The organism is Mesorhizobium sp. L-8-3, assembly GCF_016756615.1.
GTDB lineage: Bacteria > Pseudomonadota > Alphaproteobacteria > Rhizobiales > Rhizobiaceae.
Genome location: NZ_AP023262.1, coordinates 5536860 through 5554601, shown reverse-complemented (window position 1 = coordinate 5554601; position 17742 = coordinate 5536860). Strand labels below are relative to the sequence as shown.

Below are 17742 nucleotides of genomic sequence, written 5' to 3'. Positions count from 1 at the left end.
GGGTCGGTCTCCCTGTCTTTTTGGCCCACCGGCGGATGCGCCTGTGCAGGTTCCGGAAAATGTCCCGCGGTTTCCGTCAGGAACCTGCGGAAGAGAAAACCAGGCAGGTGAAGCGTGTCACGTAACCTTGCCTAGCGCTGCATCAGCTCTTCGGCGACTTGCTTCATCTTCGCGGCGCCATCGGCAGGCGTAGTCTCGCCGAGCATGACGGAGCGCAGGATGTTCTTCTGCTCGCGCCAGATCTTCTCGCTCTGGGTGCCCGGGTAGCCCTGCCACCTGCCGGCGCGGTCGTAGCCGGTGGACGGCGTGGCGTAGTAGGGGAACTCCCGGTAATAGGGCGCCAGGTAGTTCTCGCCGAGCGCGCCGACATTGGTCGGCAGGTAGCCGGTGTTGCGGGCGGTGATCGCCTGGGCCTCGGGCCCGGACATGAACTTCGCATATTCCCAGGCCGCGGCGATCTTCTCGGGATCGGTGGTCGTGATCAGGACCGCGTTGCCGCCGGTCGGCAGGGTGCCGTTGGCGTCGTCGACGATGGTGAACTTGACCGAACGCAGGTCGAACTTGTCGCCAACCAGTTCTTCGATATTGCGCGCCGACGCCGGCGAATTGGCATAGATGCCCATGGTGCCGTTTGTGAACGACTTGAGCTGGTCGTTTATGGTCACTGCCGGGTCGTACTTGCCCTCGGTGACCAGACGCCTGACCAGTTCCATGGCCTTCGTCGCGTAGCCGTTCTGGTCGAAGGTGACCTTGGTCTGGCCCTCGTCGAGCAGGGTGCCGCCCTGCTGCGTGATCAGGATCTGCCAGGGCCAGTCGTCGCCCCACTGCTCGACCGCATAGGACATGCCGTGGACGTCGTCGCTCAGCGCGTCGATCCTGGCGGCGAGTTCCAGGATGCCGTTCCAGTCGGTCGGGAACTTGTCCGGGTCATGCCCCGCTTTCTTCAAGAGGTCCGCATTGTAGTACCACTGGACGACCGAGGCGTTGAACGGCATGCCGACCTGGACGCCGTCGACCTGGCCGAGTTCCAGCATGCGGTCGGTATAGTTGGCCTTCACCCATTCGGCGCCCTCCTTCTCGAGCAGCGTGCCGAGATCGACGATCTGGTTGCGCTGGTTCAGGGCCCGCACCAGCGAGGGCAGCTGGTTGTAGGCCTGGAACGCGCAGTCCGGCAGGGTGTTGGTGGCCGATTCGCGGAACAGGCGCAGATGCGTGTCCGCGTAATCCTTGGCCGGCGCGGCATACTCCACGACGATCTCGTCCTGCATCTCGTTGAACTTCTTCATCAGCGGTTCATGCTGGCGGGTCAGATGGCCGGCATTGGTCAGGCAGGTGATCGTCACCTGCGCTGCGGCCGGGCTGACGGACGCGGCGAGTGCGACGGTGAACGGAAGCAGCATTTTCTTCATCGGCATTCCTCGGCTGGGAAAACGGTGGTGCTCGGGAGCGGCGAGGGGCTACCTAGGGAAGTTTGGTGACAGCGGGACAACCGATGCATGACGCTTTGTTGACACTCCACAGTGCGCGGTCGCGCCGCGGGAGCTCAGGCGCTCGCGCGTGACCCGGCTTGCCCTCCGGTATCGGCTTGGGAGACATCGGAAAATAGTCGCTTCGCTTTGCGCCGCCCCTCACTATCCTGCCGGACGACCGGCCGGGTCCCCGCTGCTTCGCAGCTCCCGGCGTTCGCTGGCCTTTCATCGTGCCACTGGCAGGATGAATTCGCTCCGCGAACCGGCTGCTCACCCCGCAAGCGGGCTAGGGCATATACACATCTCTTCTGCAAGGGACACGGCCTGCTGCAACGCCTCGTCGACCACCGCGCTCCTTGGAGCACCCCTCATCCGACCCAGCCAGTATTTCGGCTCGACTGTCGAGCCCGTGATCACCGCCGGAGCCGAAATACTGTCTGGGCCACCTTCTCCCACAAGGGGAGAAGGCAGGATTGCAGAGGCGTTGCCGCCAACCTTCAACGTCGGCGACTTGCAGAACCGTCGAAGCCAAGCTCTCCCTTCTCCCCTTGTGGGAGAAGGTGGCCCAGACTGTATTTCGGCCGCTACGATCGTGCTGGGCTCAAGGGTGACGCCGAAATACAGGCTGGGTCGGATGAGGGGTGCTCCAGGGAGCGCGGCGGTCGAACAAAACGGACAAAGGACGAGACCAGGCAACGGTTGGGCTCGGCAGATGTGTATATGCCATGGAGCAGCGACCGGCTTGCGTGGCCTGCGATCCGGACGACAACGAATTGCGCAGGAACGCGCCGAAAAGACCCGGCTTCTCCGCTGCGCGGAACAAATCCGTTCTCCGGCCGGCCACGAAAATGGAATGAACGGCTTCGCATATCGGAAATTTACGATCTATATATCGTCACATGTCGATGCAGCCGAAGAACGTGGATAGCGACGCAGTGCTGAAAGCGCTGGCGCATCCGGTACGACGCAAGATCCTGGCTTGGCTGAAGGAGCCCGAGCGGCATTTCTCCGGCCAGGAGCATCCGCTCGAGATGGGCGTCTGCGCCGGCCAGTTCGAGCGATGCGGCCTGTCGCAATCCACCGTCTCGGCGCATCTTGCCACGCTCGCCGCCGCCGATCTCGTGACGACGCGGCGTGTCGGTCAATGGGTGTTCTACAAGCGCAACGAAGACACCATCGGGGCCTTCCGGGTGGCGCTGTCCGATCTCTGACGTTTCCTCCTTCCTTCCTCCCAATGCATGAAAGGCATTCTCATGGCCACTCTCTTCGATCCCTTGCAGGCCGGCGACCTGGCGCTTTCGAACCGCATCGTCATGGCGCCGCTGACGCGCAATCGTTCTCCGGACGCGGTACCGGGGGACCTGTCGGTGACATACTACCGGCAGCGCGCCTCGGCCGGTCTCATCGTGACCGAGGCCACCGCCATCAGCCACCAGGGGCAGGGCTATGCCGACGTCCCCGGTCTTTACGGACCGGGGCAGCTCGCCGGCTGGAAGCGCGTCACCGACGCGGTCCACGAGGCCGGAGGCAAGATCGTGGTCCAGCTCTGGCATGTCGGCCGCATCTCGCACAATTCGCTTCAGCCCGGCGGCGGAAAGCCGGTGGCGCCCTCGGCCATCCGGGCGAAATCCAAGACCTACCTGGTCAGGCCCGACGGAAGCGGGGAGTTTGCCGAGACGTCGGAGCCGCGGGCCCTCGACGCGGACGAAATCCCTGGCATCGTCGACGACTTTCGTCGCGCCGCCAGGGCAGCCGTCGAGGTGGCGGGTTTCGACGGCGTGGAGATCCACGCCGCCAATGGCTACCTGATCGACCAGTTCCTGCGCTCGGGCAGCAATAACCGGACCGACGACTATGGCGGCTCGATCGAGAACAGGACGCGTTTCCTGTTCGAGGTCGTCGATGCCGTCGCGGGCGCTGCCGGCAGCGGCCGCACAGGCATCCGGCTTTCGCCGGTGACCCCGGCCAACGACGCTTCCGATCCGGAGCCCCAGCCGCTCTTCGAGCATGTCGCGTCGGGCCTCGGCAGCCGCGGCCTGGCCTATATCCATGTCATCGAAGGAGCGACCGGCGGCGGGCGGGACTTCCAGCAGGGCGACAAGCCGTTCGACTACGCGGCGTTCAAGGCCGCCTATCGCAATGCCAGGGGGCGCGGCGCCTGGCTGGTCAACAACGGCTACGACAAGGACCTCGCCGAAAAAGCCGTGGCCGAGGGACGCGCCGACCTCGTCGCCTTCGGCAAGCTCTTCATCGCCAACCCCGATCTCGTGCGCCGGCTGAAGGACAACGTCGCGCTGAGCGCGCCCGACAAGGCGACCTTCTACGGCGGCGGGGCGAGGGGCTACACCGACTATCCGACTGCCGCCTGACGTCTCGACGAACTGGACGTCGCCCCACTTCGGGTACCCGGAGTGGGGCGCTGCACATTTGGTGGCGAAACATGATGCGATAAGTGCTTCAAGCCGCGCCGCGGGTTGAAGATCGTTCGCCGGCAAGGCCTACGCCCGGTGCCGCCTGCGGACGACTGAAGCCGGCTGAGTCCCGTCCGAAGACGGCTCGTCGTCGTCGCTTGTAAGCAACATCCGGACAAGGCGCGACCTAAATCAGAATGGCCGCTCCGCGCCCAATTTCGGTCATTGCGCTGACTACGTCCGCATCCTGCGAGCGGCCTCGTTTATTCCCTCGCGTGAGGCCGCTTTGCGCGAAGAAGTGGACTTCCTGATCCGATGCAGATAGGCGGTGGGCACTTGCAGGGCGTGAATGCGGAGTGACTTCTGCCAGTAGGGAGTCTAGGCTCGAATGCCTTTCTGCCAGCACGAAGAGCGCGCCGCATGCCCGCTTTCTCGCCGTTTACACCATGAAGCCTGAAGACCTCGCCCGCTTTCGCAGCCTGCCTAAGTCTGAGCAGGACGCAATCGACGCCATCGGATTGAAGCAATGGGCGGACTGGGAGGAGAGAAACGCCGCATCGTTCCCCGATCGTGGCGGCATGGTCGGCAAGACGACGCGTGACCAGGGACGGCATCGCCGGCGCCGTGAATCCCTTCTGCGGCTATGTCGTCGTTGAGGCCGAGACCATAGAGGCCGCTGCCCGCATCTTCGAAAATCACCCACATTTCTCTGTCTTTCCAGGAAACGGCGTGGACATCATGCCCTTCCTCACCGACCCCGCGCCCTAGCCTAGCCCTCCACTCGAGTGGCATACGTCACGACCCGTCGACTCTTCAGCTACTGCTTCACACCGTGCCGGAGACGTAGCTCGACGACCTGCACTTTGCGCCCCATCATTTCAGCCATCACAATGCGTCCGTCGATCTCCGAAACGGTCATTCATGTGATGCCTCTCATGATGGCGCAACCCCAAATGGTAAGTAGAGTTCTTCTCGCCCGCCTTATGGGATAATATATATCGAGGCCGAACTGCTGCGCCGTTACGACAGGGGATCATCTGTTTCGGTTCCTGAGCCGCTTGCCTGAGGTGCAAGAAAAGTCTGAAGCGTATTCCAGTAGTATTTTACCCTGCCACAGTCCAATCATAAGATGTGCAGTAGGGATAGATTCGGGGGCGGCATGTACCTGTGCGGTGAAGGCATTGATGAGATACTGATCGAACTGTACCCGATCCTTCTGGCAGAGGGGGGCGCGAACGTTGGCACCCGGGGTAAAATGCGAGAAAAGATTGGGGTGTCCTTCCGCATGACCAACCCCAGAGCCCGGATCAGTCGATCACAGGACCGTGGCAAGCCTTTCAGCGCTTTGGGGGAATTGCTCTGGTATCTCGGAGGCCTCAATACTCTGGAATTCATCAAGGAATATATCCCGGGAGTGCTTTTCTAAAGTTGGGGCGTCCCGCCCTTAGACGTTCTTCGCCCGTATGTGGCGGGCATCAGCGGCCCGTCGCCGCCGATCCGCGCAACTTTCTCCAGCCTATCGGCTCAGTTTCTGCTCACTTGCTCCCGATTTTGCCCTCGATTTCCTGATTTTGGACGCAGCCTTCCCCTCAGGCCGTGCCGGCCTTGACGAGAACGAGCGCCCGTTTGGCATTTATCGCGCAGGCGACAAGCTGCAGATGGCAGTGGTTGCGCGCCAGGCCGAGATAGCGAACCCGGGCCATGCCGTACCAGTTCTTCATCGTCGCGTTGGTCCGCTCGATGCCGGCCCGCACGCTGGCGGCGACCTTGTTCATCCACTTCTGCCAATTCGGCTGCTGCTTGCCCCGCTTGGCCTTGTAGGCAATCCGGTCCTTGATGCCTCGATCCGCCAGTTCGTCGCGCAGCGCCTGACTGTCATAGGCCTTGTCGGCGTAATAGGCCTCTTCGTCACCTTGAATGAGCACAGCGCCCATCTGGCTGTCATGCAGATCGGCCGAGCTCATCTCCGCCTGGCGTATCAGCCCGCTCTCCGCGTCGCCGGCGAGATGGGCCTTGTAGCCGAAATAGGTCTTGCCGTGCTTGTGCGTGAAGCCTGCATCCGGATCGCGCGCCGACACCTGGCCCTTCTCGTAGTCGGGCCTGGCCACCGCCGCCGAGATGATGGTGGCGTCAACCAGCGTGCCGCGCCTTACCAGAAGACCGCGCCCTTCCAACTGCCGGTTCAATTCGGCAAGCAGCTTATCTTGAAGCGCCAGTTCGACCAGCCTCTGGCGGAAGCGCCAGATCGACATGTGGTCCGGTGTCTTTTGATCGAGCGGAAACCCACAGAAGCGGCGGAACGACAGCCGGTCGGCCACCGCTTCTTCCGCCGCCGGATCGGACAGGCCGTACCATTGCTGCAAGAGCGCAATCTTGAACATTGCTATCGGCGGGTAGCCGGGCGCCCCCAGAGCATCGTTATGGATTTCCCGGAACAGCACCTCGAAAGCCGACCAATCGATCAACTTCTGCACTTCTTCCAGAAACTTGTTACCCCTGCTCACGTCACGCACCAATGCATCGGCGAGTGAAGGTTGCGCCAAGTTACGACGAGACATAGCCGAATCAATCCTAACTTTTCTCTATTGAATCATAGAGTTGGGACTTTTGAAAAGCGCTCCCCGGATTACGCCAATGATGCCGAAGATGGCATCCTCGCTGGCGCCTACGGCCCGCGAATTCATGCAATGCGCGGAAGCATCAACCAGCTTGAGAATGTCACCAGGCTTCTGAAAGAGAAATCCACCTCCAAGCGCGCTGTGATCCAACTTTACGATGCTGCGGACATAGCGGTCCATCACGAGGAGATTCCGTGCACGACTGCCTTGCAATTCTTGGCGCGGGACGGCCGCCTTCACATGTCCACCACGATGCGGTCGAACGACGCGTACAAGGGCCTGCCGCATGACGTGTTCTGCTTCACAATGCTCCAGGAGATGATGGCAACTCGCCTTGACCTCGATCCGGGTGATTACATTCACTTCGCCACCAGCATGCACGTTTACGACAGCTCGGTCGAAGCGATGAGGCACTACGTGAATGAAGGACATCAGAAGACCGTGCAAATGCCTCCGATGCCTTCCGGAGACGCATTCTCGATTACTGCCGCTTTGTTGCAGGCTGAGGGGGAGATCCGGGCAGGAAAGAAAATTCGGGCAGCAGACTTCACGAGCGAACCCTACTGGGCCGACATCATTCGCCTTCTTCAGGTGTTCTGGGCGACTAAACGTCAGGATGCACCAGGGTTCGAAGACCTCGACGAGTTGAAGGCCGAGTTTTATGACGAGGTTTATCGAACGTATCTCAAGCGAAGGCTGAGGACCCGACTCCTGCGAGATGCCAAAATTAATGGAGGCAGCCTGAATGTGGCCGACTAGGCAGCAACAACATGCGCAGATCTCGAGCGCTCTTCAGACCTATTCGGCCAACGTCCGTAATCTTCCAGGTGCTGCGGGGAATCTAGCGCGCGACACACTCGCAATGCAGTTCGTGGCAAGCCTGAGACGCGAAGATTACTACAGGCGCGTACAGGAAAAGCCCGTCACGGCAAGGAAAGCAGATCCCAATTCGGGCGCGTTCGATGCCGAGCGAGCGGTTGCATTTCATATGCAGAACGGCAACGTAGAAGAAGCCGCATGGCTTGTGTTCCTGATGACGCATTTCGCTCGACCTGTGTCTTCAGGATGGCTTCGACTGCAGCAGGTATACGGCCGCCTCGGGGCTGGGGTGTGGAACTGGCAGACTGTTTCGAACAACCCACAGGTAATGATTTCATGGCTCGCTGCGAATTGGATGAACATCGGAGGAAAATTCGGCAATCACCGGAAGTACGAGAGTCTGCGGCCGAATTCCAACAGGAGCTTCGGCAACGTCCTGCTCAGCTATGTCGGTTGGATAGGGCCTGCGGGACATCAAGCGTTCTTTGCTGTAAAGATCCAGCAAGCAGGTAACAATCCCGCAACGATCTTCGATGCTCTTTATCGGAGCATGAATGTGAAGACCTTTGGGCGCCTTGCGAAGTTTGATTATCTTGCGTTGATCGGTCGGTACGGTATTGCTCCGATCGAGCCAGGATCCGCCTACTTCAAGGGCGCCACGGGCCCCGCTTCCGGCGCGCGCCTCCTGTTCACGGGTTCACACACCGGCGCAGCAACGGAAGCACAGCTTCAGAGCTGGGTGGATCAGTTGGACGCACACCTTCACGTGGGGATGGCCGTGATGGAGGATGCCTTATGCAACTGGCAAAAGAGCCCGACCGCATTCATCCACTTCAAAGGATAGCGATCCTAGACGGTGGCAGGATCGATCTGACTCCAGTCCCACGTACGTTTAAGATAGTTCAACTTGTCGGGCTCCAACATTCCACGGTGCTGCATCTGTCCGACGGTTAGGCCCGGAGCCACGCCAATCGACACGCTGAAGCGAACGATGTCGTCTCGTTTCGGCCCGACGCGTTCGAATTCGGACTCCCGCAGGGGAGGAATGATGCATTCCGCCGCGAACTCGTTGGCCTCGTTTTCCCGATCTATGTCCCCCTGCAGAGCATCATCGTCAACGAAGGTGTCCGCCTTGTGAAGCACCAGATGTCCGATCTCATGGAAAACCGTGAACCAGAACTGATCATCCCGCTTGTAGCGGAAGCTCAGCAGGAGCATTGCTTTATCGGGATCGACCATTCGTATCGCGCCGCTGGCGCGGCAGCCGGCCGGAGCCTTGACGACTACAAGCGCAACACCCGCTTCCGCGCAGAGCCTCCTCAGCTTAGGTAGAAAGAGTTGAGGATGACGGATCATAGAAAGTTTTCGGATTTCCTTCAGCCGATCCATCAGATTTCCGGAATTCCAGGCGCGTGTCTGGATCATGTCGGCCTCAAGTTCGCCGCGCCGGAGCCATAGAAGAGTGGCATCTTCCTTTGACGCGAATGCCTTGGAGGTACGATAGTCCGTTTCGCCCACCAGGCGCCCATATCGACCCGTCCACGATTCTGCGTTCGGAACGTTGTAGAACACCAATCTCTTGCGGATCTCGGCCGCACGGCGCTCTAGGGATAGCTTGCCACGTGCTTTCTGGCCCGGAGCGGGGAGATGTAACAGCAGATCCTCATGTCCACTCTCTCGGGCTTGAACCACTGCACGATCGAGCGCTGTGTCGAAGTTCTCCTGCCGCTTCAGCCAGAATTTCGCCGTAGCTCCCAGCACCGCCGACAGTGTCGAAGCGGTCGATTCGTCGATCTGCCGCGACCCGTCTATGAGGCTGCGGACGGTATCAAGCCCATCCTCCAAGCGCTTAGCAAGGTCATGCGCAGAAATGTTGCGTCGTTGCATGATTGCGCGGATCGAGTCGCCGGGTTTCGAAAACCAGTTGGCTGTGTCGTGCTCGTCGATCATCATACTTCCGATATGGCTGTCAGCTTCACAAATTCAACGCTGGCCCAGTCAATCCGTCCGGCTTTCGTTAGTGCGGCGTTCTGATCCACGCTCACGAAGGTCGCCGTGTAGCTCGAACCGATAGCGACTTCAAAGCTCTCATCGTCATTGATGGTCAAGTTCCCCCCCAGGATCTCCTGCCACTCCTGGACATTCTCGCAAGCTTCCGCATCCGCTAGCTCGGTGACCAAGCGGTCTGCATATGTTCTTCCAAACCGTTGTTCCGCTACGTCACGGTTGAGGCAACAATGCTTTAAGTCGGCCGTCCCATACGAAATCTGCATCCGCGAGTCAGCGTCCGCTTGCGCAATACTCGGTGGCGAGGCTTGCGCCACGCTGATCGGCTAAGACGTTCATTGAGGAAGAGCCGATCCCTGAGGTCTGGCCGCTTGCTTGGCGCGGATTCTATCAATGCGGGACCAGTTCCTGTGCAGTTCCTGCTCGGCGGCCTCATCCATGTCGACACTGGTCGCGTTGCAGAGGGCTGCGAGCGTTACGAGGACGCCACCAACTTCTTGGCGTACGTCACCTTTCGCCCTACCGAACACGTATTCCACCAGTTCGAGTGCCTCCTCCTTTGTGCAGGAGTTGGCCTGAGCGAGTTCGAGCGCCTCTTCGAGGAAGCGATGATTACGCTCCTGTACATTGAGTTGCGCCGACGTCGGAAAGCACGCGACAATCCATTGCCACACGCGGTGTTGAAACGAGCCAGATTGCATGTCTACTCCCAAAAATTGCCCTGAGAAGACACTGAGTCTAAGATTGGTTCAAGTTCCAAGGGACAACCAAGCCTGCTGGTCAATAAAGTTGTGCATAAGCCTCGGCTTTGTCTTGGGGCAGAAACCTAAATCTCGTCACGATGCCTCCAGACCGGATGCTGAACGACAGCTTATCGCTAGCAGCAGTCGAAAAGCAGCCTGTCCGTTTCCGTGAAGAGTTTCGGGCGCCGGCAGGCGTACGAAAGTCCCCGAGGAAGGAACCCGCGGGCCACTGTCAATGACTATGGGGATTTCGATTTTCGGCTGATGTCGCGGAGATAGTTGCGCTGCGTCTCCCGCGAGAAACGCCGCAGGGCCATGTCGTCGATCAGCCGCTGGCGCAGCGGGCTGATCGGTGCATCGAGAACGGGATGGGGCATGGTCAGGCTCCTTGTTGAAGAAGCCCGTCATGCTCTGCCTCAGCCAAACCACGCTCAATGCGGGCGCAGCTCCCGGCCTGTGCCCTCTACCTCAACCGCGGGCGCCCTCCCGCGCAGCGGGTTCGTTCTCCGGCCCCAAACGACCTGCTATTTGCCGAGAAGGCGCGATCCCTTCGCCGGGCATAGGTTGAAGGACGGAATGTCGTAGGAGCCAAAAGGGGCATAGCGACTTGTTGTGGCGAAGGTTGACGATGCTATCGCCCTACGTGATGACCCGTTGCAACTGGTTCAAACCGGGGGCGAGTGGGACAACGCTGGCCGATTCAAGACGCGCGTCGCAAACTTTGCGTCAATCGCAATCGCCTACCGCTTTTCGATTCAATGGAACTGGAACAGCAATCGGCCGCCACGGGTCGATGTGACCCTGTTCAATCGAGGAGAATGGGAACGAGAACAACTTTGCACGGGTAATCCGAGTTCCAATTCCACCTGATCTCGCACTGACGATCAAGAATCGATGGATCCAGAGAGAATTTCGAAGTCCAATTCCCGAGCGGAGCCGCCCGGGAATTGGAATATCCAGTTGGGGTTTTCACTCTCGGCACGGTGATTGGCAGAGAAAGCAGGAAAGTTGTGGCTCGCTCCGCCGCCGCTCATCTCGCCTCTCACGAACACCCACTCGTCGCGCCGCAAGTGTCGCACTTCTCGCAAGTGCCATTACGCACCATGGTGAAGTTCTGGCACTCCGAACACATGTTGCCGGTGTAGCCCTGCATGATCGCGCGGCTGCGGCGTTCGGCGGCGAGCGCCTTGGCGTCGGAGGCTTCCTTGGCAGCGGCGTCGGTGAAGAGGGCGTCGGCGGATGCTTCTTCCGCGTCTCCGGCGATGTCTTCGGCCAGCTCTTTGGCGCGCTCCTCGTAGTCGCGCTTGAAGGCGGTCGATTCCTCGCGCAGTTCCGCAAAAGCGGGCTTCAGCGCCGTCACCGTCGCGCCCGACGAGATCGCCCTGACATTGGAGCCGGCGAAGGCCGTCGTCGCGGGGCGGGCGGGCGCGGCAGCGGGATTCGATCCTCCCGCCATGCCCTTCGGATCCGAGCCGGAGATACCGCTCACCACCTTCAGCGGCGAGGCGCCGCGGGTCAGGCCTTTCGAGAAAGGCGTGGCGCGACCCTCGTTGATGCCGCGGCCGAGCGCGGTGTTGGAGAAATCCGAAGTGTCGACATGGGCGAGGTCGTTGCGGCCGAGATAGGAGATCGCGAGCTCGCGGAACACATAGTCGAGGATCGACGTCGCGTTCTTGATCGCGTCGTTGCCCTGCACCATGCCGGCCGGCTCGAATTTGGTGAAGGTGAAGGCCTCCACATATTCCTCCAGCGGCACGCCATATTGCAGGCCGAGCGAGATGGCGATGGCGAAATTGTTCATCATCGCACGGAAGGCCGCACCTTCCTTGTGCATGTCGATGAAGATCTCGCCCAGCCGGCCGTCGTCGAACTCGCCGGTGCGCAGATAGACCTTGTGTCCGCCGACCACCGCCTTTTGCGTATAACCCTTGCGGCGGTTGGGCAGCTTCTCCCGGTCGCGCACGACACGCTCGACGATACGCTCGACGATCTTCTCCGTCACCGTCACCGCCTTGGCGGCCGTCGGCGCCGAGACCAGCTCCTCGATCAGGTCGTCCTCGTCCTCGTCGTCGGCGATCAGCGAGGCGTTGAGCGGCTGGCTGAGCTTGGAGCCGTCGCGGTAGAGCGCGTTGGCTTTCAGCGCCAGCTTCCAGGAGAGCATATAGGCTTCCTTGCAGTCCTCGACCGTCGCCTCGTTCGGCATGTTGATGGTCTTGGAGATGGCGCCGGAGATGAAGGGCTGGGCCGCGGCCATCATGCGGATATGCGATTCCACCGAAAGATAGCGCTTGCCGATCTTGCCGCAGGGATTGGCGCAGTCGAAGACGGGCAGGTGCTCGGCCTTCAGGAAGGGCGCGCCTTCCAGCGTCATCGCGCCGCAGACATGGATGTTGGCCGCCTCGATGTCCTTGCGGGAGAAGCCCAGCGCCGGCAGCATCTCGAAGGAGAAGTCGTTGAGCTGCTCGTCGGTGAGGCCGAGGACCTCCTTGCAGAAATCCTCGCCCAGCGTCCATTTATTGAAGACGAACTTGATGTCGAAGGCCTGCTTCAGCGCGGCGTTCAGCGCTTCGATCTTCTCATCGGTGAAGCCCTTGGCCCTGAGCGAGGCCGGGTTGATGGCGGGCGCCTGGTTCAAATTGCCGTGGCCAACCGCATAGGCCTCGATCTCGGCGATCTGGCTTTCGGAATAGCCCAGCGTGCGCAGCGCTTCCGGCACGGCGCGGTTGATGATCTTGAAATAGCCGCCGCCGGCGAGCTTCTTGAACTTCACCAGCGCGAAGTCGGGCTCGATGCCGGTGGTGTCGCAATCCATGACCAGGCCGATCGTGCCGGTCGGCGCGATCACCGTGGCTTGGGCATTGCGGTAGCCGTGCTCCTCTCCGAGCTCGATGGCGCGGTCCCAGGCGGCGCGGGCATGGGCCATCAGTTCCGGCTGCGGGCAGTCCTCGGCGACGAGCGGCACCGGATTGACCGACAGCTTCTCGTAGCCGTCCTTCTCGCCATAGGCGGCGCGGCGGTGGTTGCGCATGACGCGCAGCATGTTGACGGCGTTGCGGTCATAGTCGGGGAAGGCGCCGAGCTCGGAAGCCATCTCGGCCGAGGTGGCATAGGCCACGCCGGTCATGATTGCGGTGAGCGCGCCGCAGATGGCGCGGCCTTCGCGGGAGTCGTAAGGGATGCCCGAGGTCATCAGCAGGCCGCCGATATTGGCGTAGCCGAGGCCCAGCGTGCGGTATTCGTAGGAGAGCTTGGCGATTTCCTTCGACGGGAACTGCGCCATCATCACCGAGATCTCGAGCACGATGGTCCACAGCCGCACCGTATGCTCGTAGCGCTCGATGTCGATCGAGCCGTCGGCATTGCGATAGGTCAGAAGGTTGATCGAGGCGAGGTTGCAGGCCGTGTCGTCCAGGAACATGTATTCCGAGCACGGATTGGACGCGCGGATCGGGCCGGCCGCCGGCGAGGTGTGCCAGTCGTTCATGGTCGTGTTGAAATGCAGGCCCGGATCGGCCGACGCCCAGGCGGCGTAGCCGATCTTCTCCCACAGGTCGCGCGCCTTCAGCGTCTTGCCGACCTTGCCGTCGATGCGGCGGATCAGGTTCCAGTCCTCGTCCTTCTCGACGGCGCGCAGGAAATCGTCCTTCAGCGAGACCGAATTGTTGGAGTTCTGGCCGGAGACGGTGAGATAGGCTTCCGAATCCCAGTCGGTGTCGTAGGTCTTGAACTCGATCTGGGTGTAGCCCTGCCTGGCGAACTGGATGACGCGCTTGATATAGTTCTCCGGCACGGCATTCTTCTTGGCCGCCTTGATCTCGCGCTTAAGCGCGGTGTTGATGGCGGGGTCGAAGCAGTCGTCGTCATGGCCTTCGCAGTTGACGCAGGCCTTCATGATGGCGGTGAGGTGCTGGCGGACGATCTTGGAGCCGGTCACGAGGGCCGCGACCTTCTGCTCCTCGTTCACCTTCCAGTCGATATAGGCCTCGATGTCGGGGTGGTCGACATCGACCACGACCATCTTGGCGGCGCGGCGCGTCGTGCCGCCCGACTTGATGGCGCCGGCGGCGCGGTCGCCGATCTTGAGGAAGCTCATCAGGCCGGACGAGCGGCCGCCGCCCGACAGCTTCTCGCCTTCGCCGCGCAGATGCGAGAAGTTCGAGCCGGTGCCGGAGCCGTATTTGAACAGGCGCGCCTCGCGTACCCACAGATCCATGATGCCGCCCTCGTTGACGAGGTCGTCGGCGACCGACTGGATGAAGCAGGCATGCGGCTGCGGATGCTCATAGGCCGACTTGGACCTGGTCAGCTTGCCGGTGAAGGGGTCGACGTAGAAATGGCCCTGGCCGGGACCGTCGATGCCATAGGCCCAGTGCAGGCCGGTGTTGAACCATTGCGGCGAATTGGGCGCCACGCGCTGGGTGGCCAGCATATAGGCGAGCTCGTCGCGGAAGGCGCGCGCGTCGTCCTCGCCCTTGAAATAGCCGCCTTTCCAGCCCCAGTAGGTCCAGGTGCCGGCGAGACGGTCGAAGACCTGGCGGGCGTCGGTCTCGGAGCCGTAGCGCTCGTTCTCGGGCAGCTTGGCGAGTTCCGCCTCGTCGGGCACGGAGCGCCAGAGGAAGGAGGGAACGCCGTTCTCCTCGATCTTCTTCAGGCGGGCAGGGACCCCCGCCTTGCGGAAATATTTCTGGGCCAGGATGTCGGCGGCGACCTGGGAGAACTGAGCGGGCACGTCGATGTCGTCGAGGCGGAAGACGACCGACCCGTCCGGGTTCCTGATCTCGGAAAGCGCCTTGCGGAATTCGATCTCCGCATAAGCGCTCTGTCCAGCCTTGGTGAAACGCCGCTCGATGCGCATAGCCTTAGTCCCTTTGTCTATATATAGCGCCTTTTCCACAGGCCTTCACGGCCAATCCGAAAAGACGCGGTCCGCCGCCGCCGGAAACCCTTTGGGGTATCCGGATCTCCATCCGCCGTGATCCGTCCAAACGCCATAGACCCTCCTCTAGGGGAGCGCGCCGCCCGGCCTTCGACAGACCCTCCACGGGTCCGACACAACTCGTTGATTTCGATTCCCTCAGGGAGGGAAATTCACGCTATCTAGTGCCGAGCATGGCTGCAAACACTAAATATAGTGTTAACAGAAGATTTCCACCAGCCCGCCAATTGTCCCCTTCGCCCTCGAAAACCCGCACACCAAACTCCCCGCCCGGCCTCGTGAAACGGGCGGAACCGCGATGAAAACGCACCTGAGTCCGGAAAAAAGACCGGGACTACACACTGCCCGGCCGCACCCTCAACAAGAGCGCATGACCCATAAAAAGCGACTCGCCGGAGGCCGTCAAGGATTCGTTTCTTGGAAGTTTTGTGACCGCTATATGTTGTGCGTGTGGCGTGTGGATATCGGGGATGGGGAGGGTGCTGGCCCGAGTCGCCAGGGTTGGCGAAAGGGGCGTTTCGCTGCCTGCCATGGCGGACAGAGGAGGCGCCGGCGACGGCAATGTTCGGATATCGGCGAGGGGAAAGCCTATTCCGCGGCGATGCGGACAGAACTGCTGGCGAAGGTCTCGATCAGCACGGCGAGATCGGGCTCGTTCACCATGCGCGCGGCTTTCTCGGGCTTGACCCATCTGCGCCTGCGCTGGCCCTTTTCCTTCCACTTGTCGGCGACCACGCCGACCTCCAGCGAGTAGACCAGAACGTCGCAGGAAAGGTCCCGGCTGGCGCCGCATTTCAGGTAGGAGTAGTGGCCGACTTCGATGCGCGAGACGGCGCCGCTGATCCCGGCTTCTTCCTTGGCCTCGCGTGCCGCGGCGTCGCGGAATTCCTCGGGGCCTTCGGGCCAACCCTTGGGCAGCACCCAACGTCCCGTGTCGCGGCTGGTGATCAGCATGACCTCGATGCCGCCGCGGTTGCGCCGCCAGGGCAGCGCAGCCACCTGAAGCGCGCTCGGCCCCGCTGCGGCCCGCGCCGGTCGTGAAAGATTGTCGCCCACCCCTTGGTCCATCGCAGTCACCTCATGCCGGAGATCGGCCGAGAATCACATTTCACCCCTCAATGTTGTGGCGGATCATAGCAGATTGAAGAGCAAATTGCTGCAAACGCCAGAATAGCAGGTTGAAATTTCCACAAGACCGGCGTGTGGCAATCGGCTGTTGCCCGAATCTTCGCCTTGGAGGAACCGGTTACCCGGCGTGCCCTTCGGCGATCGGCTTCTGATAGGTGAAGCCCATGTCCCAGGGGAAGTAGATCCAGGTGTCCTGCGACACCTCGGTGACGAAGGTGTCGACCAGCGGCCGTCCTTTGGGCTTGGCATAGACGGTCGCGAAATGCGCCTTGGGCATCATGGCTTTCACCACGGAGGCGGTCTTGCCGGTATCGGTCAGGTCGTCGACGATCAGTATGCCTTCGCCCCCGTTCTCGAGCAGCGGGGCCGAGATCTCCTTCAGCACCTTCAACTGCCCCTGCTCGGCATAGTCGTGATAGGAGGCGACGCTGACCGTCTCGATGATCCGCACGCCGAGCTCGCGCGATATGATCGCCGCCGGCACCAGCCCGCCGCGCGTGATGCAGACGATCGCCCTCCAGTTGCCTGCGCCGGCCAGACGCCAGGCCAGCGCACGGGCGTCGCGATGGAACTGATCCCAGGAAACGGGAAACGCTTTTTCGGGAAGGGACATGGCGGGCGCACTCCGGTCGCGCGCCTCGGCGCGCTGAAGATCGAGGAATGCAGGCGGAATTAGCCGGAATGCCGGGGCGTTGGCAAGCCCCGGGCGCCGCGTGTGTCACACCTTCCCGGGCGGCGTGTCAGCGGGACATGAAAGTGGCGACCGGCATCGACCGCAACACATCGCGTGTCACGCCGCCGAACAGGAACTCGCGCAGCCGCGAATGGCCGTAGGCGCCCATCACCAGCAGATCCGTATTGTTCTCCACGCAATGATTTTCGATCGTGGCGCCCACGCCGATACCGGCCGAGCTTTCCTCCGCGACCGTCACATGCGCGCCGTGGCGCATGAGGGCGGCCGCGATGTCGGCGCCGGCGACCTTGGCAGGCTCGTCCTCGGCTTCGGGGGCGTCGACGGTCAGGATCTCGGTCTGGTCGGCCTCCATGATGAAGGGGAGCGCGTCGAACACCGCGCGCGATGCCTCGCGCGTGCCGTTCCAGGCAACGAGGATCTTGGAGAAGGTCGTGGTGACCGGCCCTGCATAAGGCAGGAACAGCGTCGGGCGGCCCGTTTCGAACAGCAGATGGTCGACATTGGTACTGGCCGCTCCGCTGTCGGCGGGATCTCTCTGCGCCGCGATCACCAGGTCGGCGGCGCGGGCGCTGGCCAGCGCGCAGAGCGCGCTGTCGCCGGAAAGGCTCTCCATGGTGCGCCATTCGTGAGGCACGGCTGCCGCCGTTGCGCGGGTGCCGAATTTCCTGCCGAGTTCCGCGGCGCGTTCCTTGCTGGCGTCAGCGGTGACCTGCATATACTCCGCGTCGGGAAAGCCGATCGCGGTGGTGTAGGGGATCGCCATCGGCTCGGCGTGAATGCCGACGACATGGCTGCGCAGCCGTGCTGCGAGCGGCAGGACATGGTCCAGCACGCGGTCGATATCGTGTGTGTTCTGGATGACGGCGAGCAATGTCTTGTAGGGCACGGCGCATGCTCCGTTTCTGAGGGGCGGATCG

At 61.7% G+C, this 17742-nt stretch carries 14 protein-coding genes and 1 pseudogene; 5 read left to right on the top strand and 10 right to left on the bottom strand.

The features are described 5' to 3' along the window. Window positions 1-131 precede the first annotated feature (131 nt). Window positions 132-1409, bottom strand: a complete 1278-nt coding sequence (locus tag JN302_RS25750) for an extracellular solute-binding protein (protein WP_202329608.1) — start codon at window positions 1407-1409, stop codon at window positions 132-134. Between the two features lie 980 nt (window positions 1410-2389). Between JN302_RS25750 and JN302_RS25745 the strand changes: the two genes are divergently transcribed. The 3 genes and pseudogenes from JN302_RS25745 (at window position 2390) to JN302_RS25735 (ending at window position 4648) form a co-directional block, all read left to right on the top strand. After that, on the top strand, window positions 2390-2680 hold the full coding sequence (locus tag JN302_RS25745; protein WP_244742116.1) for an ArsR/SmtB family transcription factor: 291 nt from the start codon (window positions 2390-2392) through the stop codon (window positions 2678-2680). A 42-nt stretch (window positions 2681-2722) separates the two neighbouring features. Next, complete coding sequence (locus tag JN302_RS25740) at window positions 2723-3838, top strand: alkene reductase (RefSeq protein ID WP_202329607.1); 1116 nt, start codon at window positions 2723-2725, stop codon at window positions 3836-3838. Between the two features lie 488 nt (window positions 3839-4326). Continuing rightward, window positions 4327-4648, top strand: a pseudogene (locus JN302_RS25735) (hypothetical protein). Between the two features lie 821 nt (window positions 4649-5469). Here the strand turns inward: JN302_RS25735 and JN302_RS25730 are convergent. Then, window positions 5470-6438 carry an IS5 family transposase gene (locus tag JN302_RS25730; RefSeq protein ID WP_202328731.1) on the bottom strand — a complete coding sequence of 323 codons (969 nt, stop codon included), beginning with the start codon at window positions 6436-6438 and terminating at the stop codon, window positions 5470-5472. Between JN302_RS25730 and JN302_RS25725 the strand changes: the two genes are divergently transcribed. Further along, window positions 6415-7257, top strand: a complete 843-nt coding sequence (locus JN302_RS25725; protein WP_202329606.1) for a thymidylate synthase — start codon at window positions 6415-6417, stop codon at window positions 7255-7257. The genes JN302_RS25730 and JN302_RS25725 overlap by 24 nt on opposite strands. After that, window positions 7244-8161 carry an alpha-glutamyl/putrescinyl thymine pyrophosphorylase clade 3 protein gene (locus tag JN302_RS25720; protein WP_202329605.1) on the top strand — a complete coding sequence of 306 codons (918 nt, stop codon included), beginning with the start codon at window positions 7244-7246 and terminating at the stop codon, window positions 8159-8161. The genes JN302_RS25725 and JN302_RS25720 overlap by 14 nt, the downstream gene beginning before the upstream one ends. 5 nt (window positions 8162-8166) lie before the next feature. Here JN302_RS25720 and JN302_RS25715 read toward each other — a convergent pair whose 3' ends face one another. The 8 genes from JN302_RS25715 to JN302_RS25680 all read right to left on the bottom strand — a co-directional run bounded on the left by JN302_RS25715 (window position 8167) and on the right by JN302_RS25680 (window position 17711). Continuing rightward, entirely contained in the window at window positions 8167-9267 is a 1101-nt protein-coding gene (locus JN302_RS25715) for an ImmA/IrrE family metallo-endopeptidase (RefSeq protein WP_202334452.1), read from the bottom strand. Further along, window positions 9267-9425, bottom strand: coding sequence for a hypothetical protein (locus JN302_RS25710; protein WP_202329604.1), 159 nt, complete (start codon window positions 9423-9425; stop codon window positions 9267-9269). Before JN302_RS25710 ends, JN302_RS25715 begins: the two co-directional genes overlap by 1 nt. Before the next feature lie 234 nt (window positions 9426-9659). After that, the gene (locus JN302_RS25705; protein WP_202329603.1) at window positions 9660-10025 is read right to left on the bottom strand and encodes a MazG nucleotide pyrophosphohydrolase domain-containing protein; all 366 of its coding nucleotides are present in this window, start codon (window positions 10023-10025) and stop codon (window positions 9660-9662) included. 281 nt (window positions 10026-10306) lie between these two features. Next, window positions 10307-10444, bottom strand: coding sequence for a hypothetical protein (locus JN302_RS25700; protein ID WP_244845909.1), 138 nt, complete (start codon window positions 10442-10444; stop codon window positions 10307-10309). A 665-nt stretch (window positions 10445-11109) separates the two neighbouring features. Continuing rightward, window positions 11110-14922, bottom strand: a complete 3813-nt coding sequence (locus JN302_RS25695; RefSeq protein ID WP_202329602.1) for a vitamin B12-dependent ribonucleotide reductase — start codon at window positions 14920-14922, stop codon at window positions 11110-11112. A 669-nt stretch (window positions 14923-15591) separates the two neighbouring features. Continuing rightward, on the bottom strand, window positions 15592-16071 hold the full coding sequence (locus tag JN302_RS25690) for an NUDIX hydrolase (protein WP_202329601.1): 480 nt from the start codon (window positions 16069-16071) through the stop codon (window positions 15592-15594). A gap of 178 nt (window positions 16072-16249) precedes the next feature. Further along, entirely contained in the window at window positions 16250-16744 is a 495-nt protein-coding gene (gene gpt / locus JN302_RS25685) for a xanthine phosphoribosyltransferase (RefSeq protein WP_202306798.1), read from the bottom strand. Window positions 16745-16871: 127 nt separating this feature from the next. Continuing rightward, window positions 16872-17711, bottom strand: a complete 840-nt coding sequence (locus JN302_RS25680; protein WP_202329600.1) for a universal stress protein — start codon at window positions 17709-17711, stop codon at window positions 16872-16874. Window positions 17712-17742: the final 31 nt, after the last annotated feature.

Bases quoted from the DNA above. Each gene is read 5' to 3' on its own strand.
- JN302_RS25750 (WP_202329608.1), bottom strand. From the start codon at position 1,409: ATGAAGAAAATGCTGCTTCCGTTCACCGTCGCACTCGCCGCGTCCGTC.
- JN302_RS25740 (WP_202329607.1), top strand. From the start codon at position 2,723: ATGGCCACTCTCTTCGATCCCTTGCAGGCCGGCGACCTGGCGCTTTCG.
- JN302_RS25730 (WP_202328731.1), bottom strand. From the start codon at position 6,438: ATGTCTCGTCGTAACTTGGCGCAACCTTCACTCGCCGATGCATTGGTG.
- JN302_RS25720 (WP_202329605.1), top strand. From the start codon at position 7,244: ATGTGGCCGACTAGGCAGCAACAACATGCGCAGATCTCGAGCGCTCTT.
- JN302_RS25715 (WP_202334452.1), bottom strand. From the start codon at position 9,267: ATGATCGACGAGCACGACACAGCCAACTGGTTTTCGAAACCCGGCGAC.
- JN302_RS25705 (WP_202329603.1), bottom strand. From the start codon at position 10,025: ATGCAATCTGGCTCGTTTCAACACCGCGTGTGGCAATGGATTGTCGCG.
- JN302_RS25700 (WP_244845909.1), bottom strand. From the start codon at position 10,444: ATGCCCCATCCCGTTCTCGATGCACCGATCAGCCCGCTGCGCCAGCGG.
- JN302_RS25695 (WP_202329602.1), bottom strand. From the start codon at position 14,922: ATGCGCATCGAGCGGCGTTTCACCAAGGCTGGACAGAGCGCTTATGCG.
- JN302_RS25690 (WP_202329601.1), bottom strand. From the start codon at position 16,071: ATGGACCAAGGGGTGGGCGACAATCTTTCACGACCGGCGCGGGCCGCA.
- gpt (WP_202306798.1), bottom strand. From the start codon at position 16,744: ATGTCCCTTCCCGAAAAAGCGTTTCCCGTTTCCTGGGATCAGTTCCAT.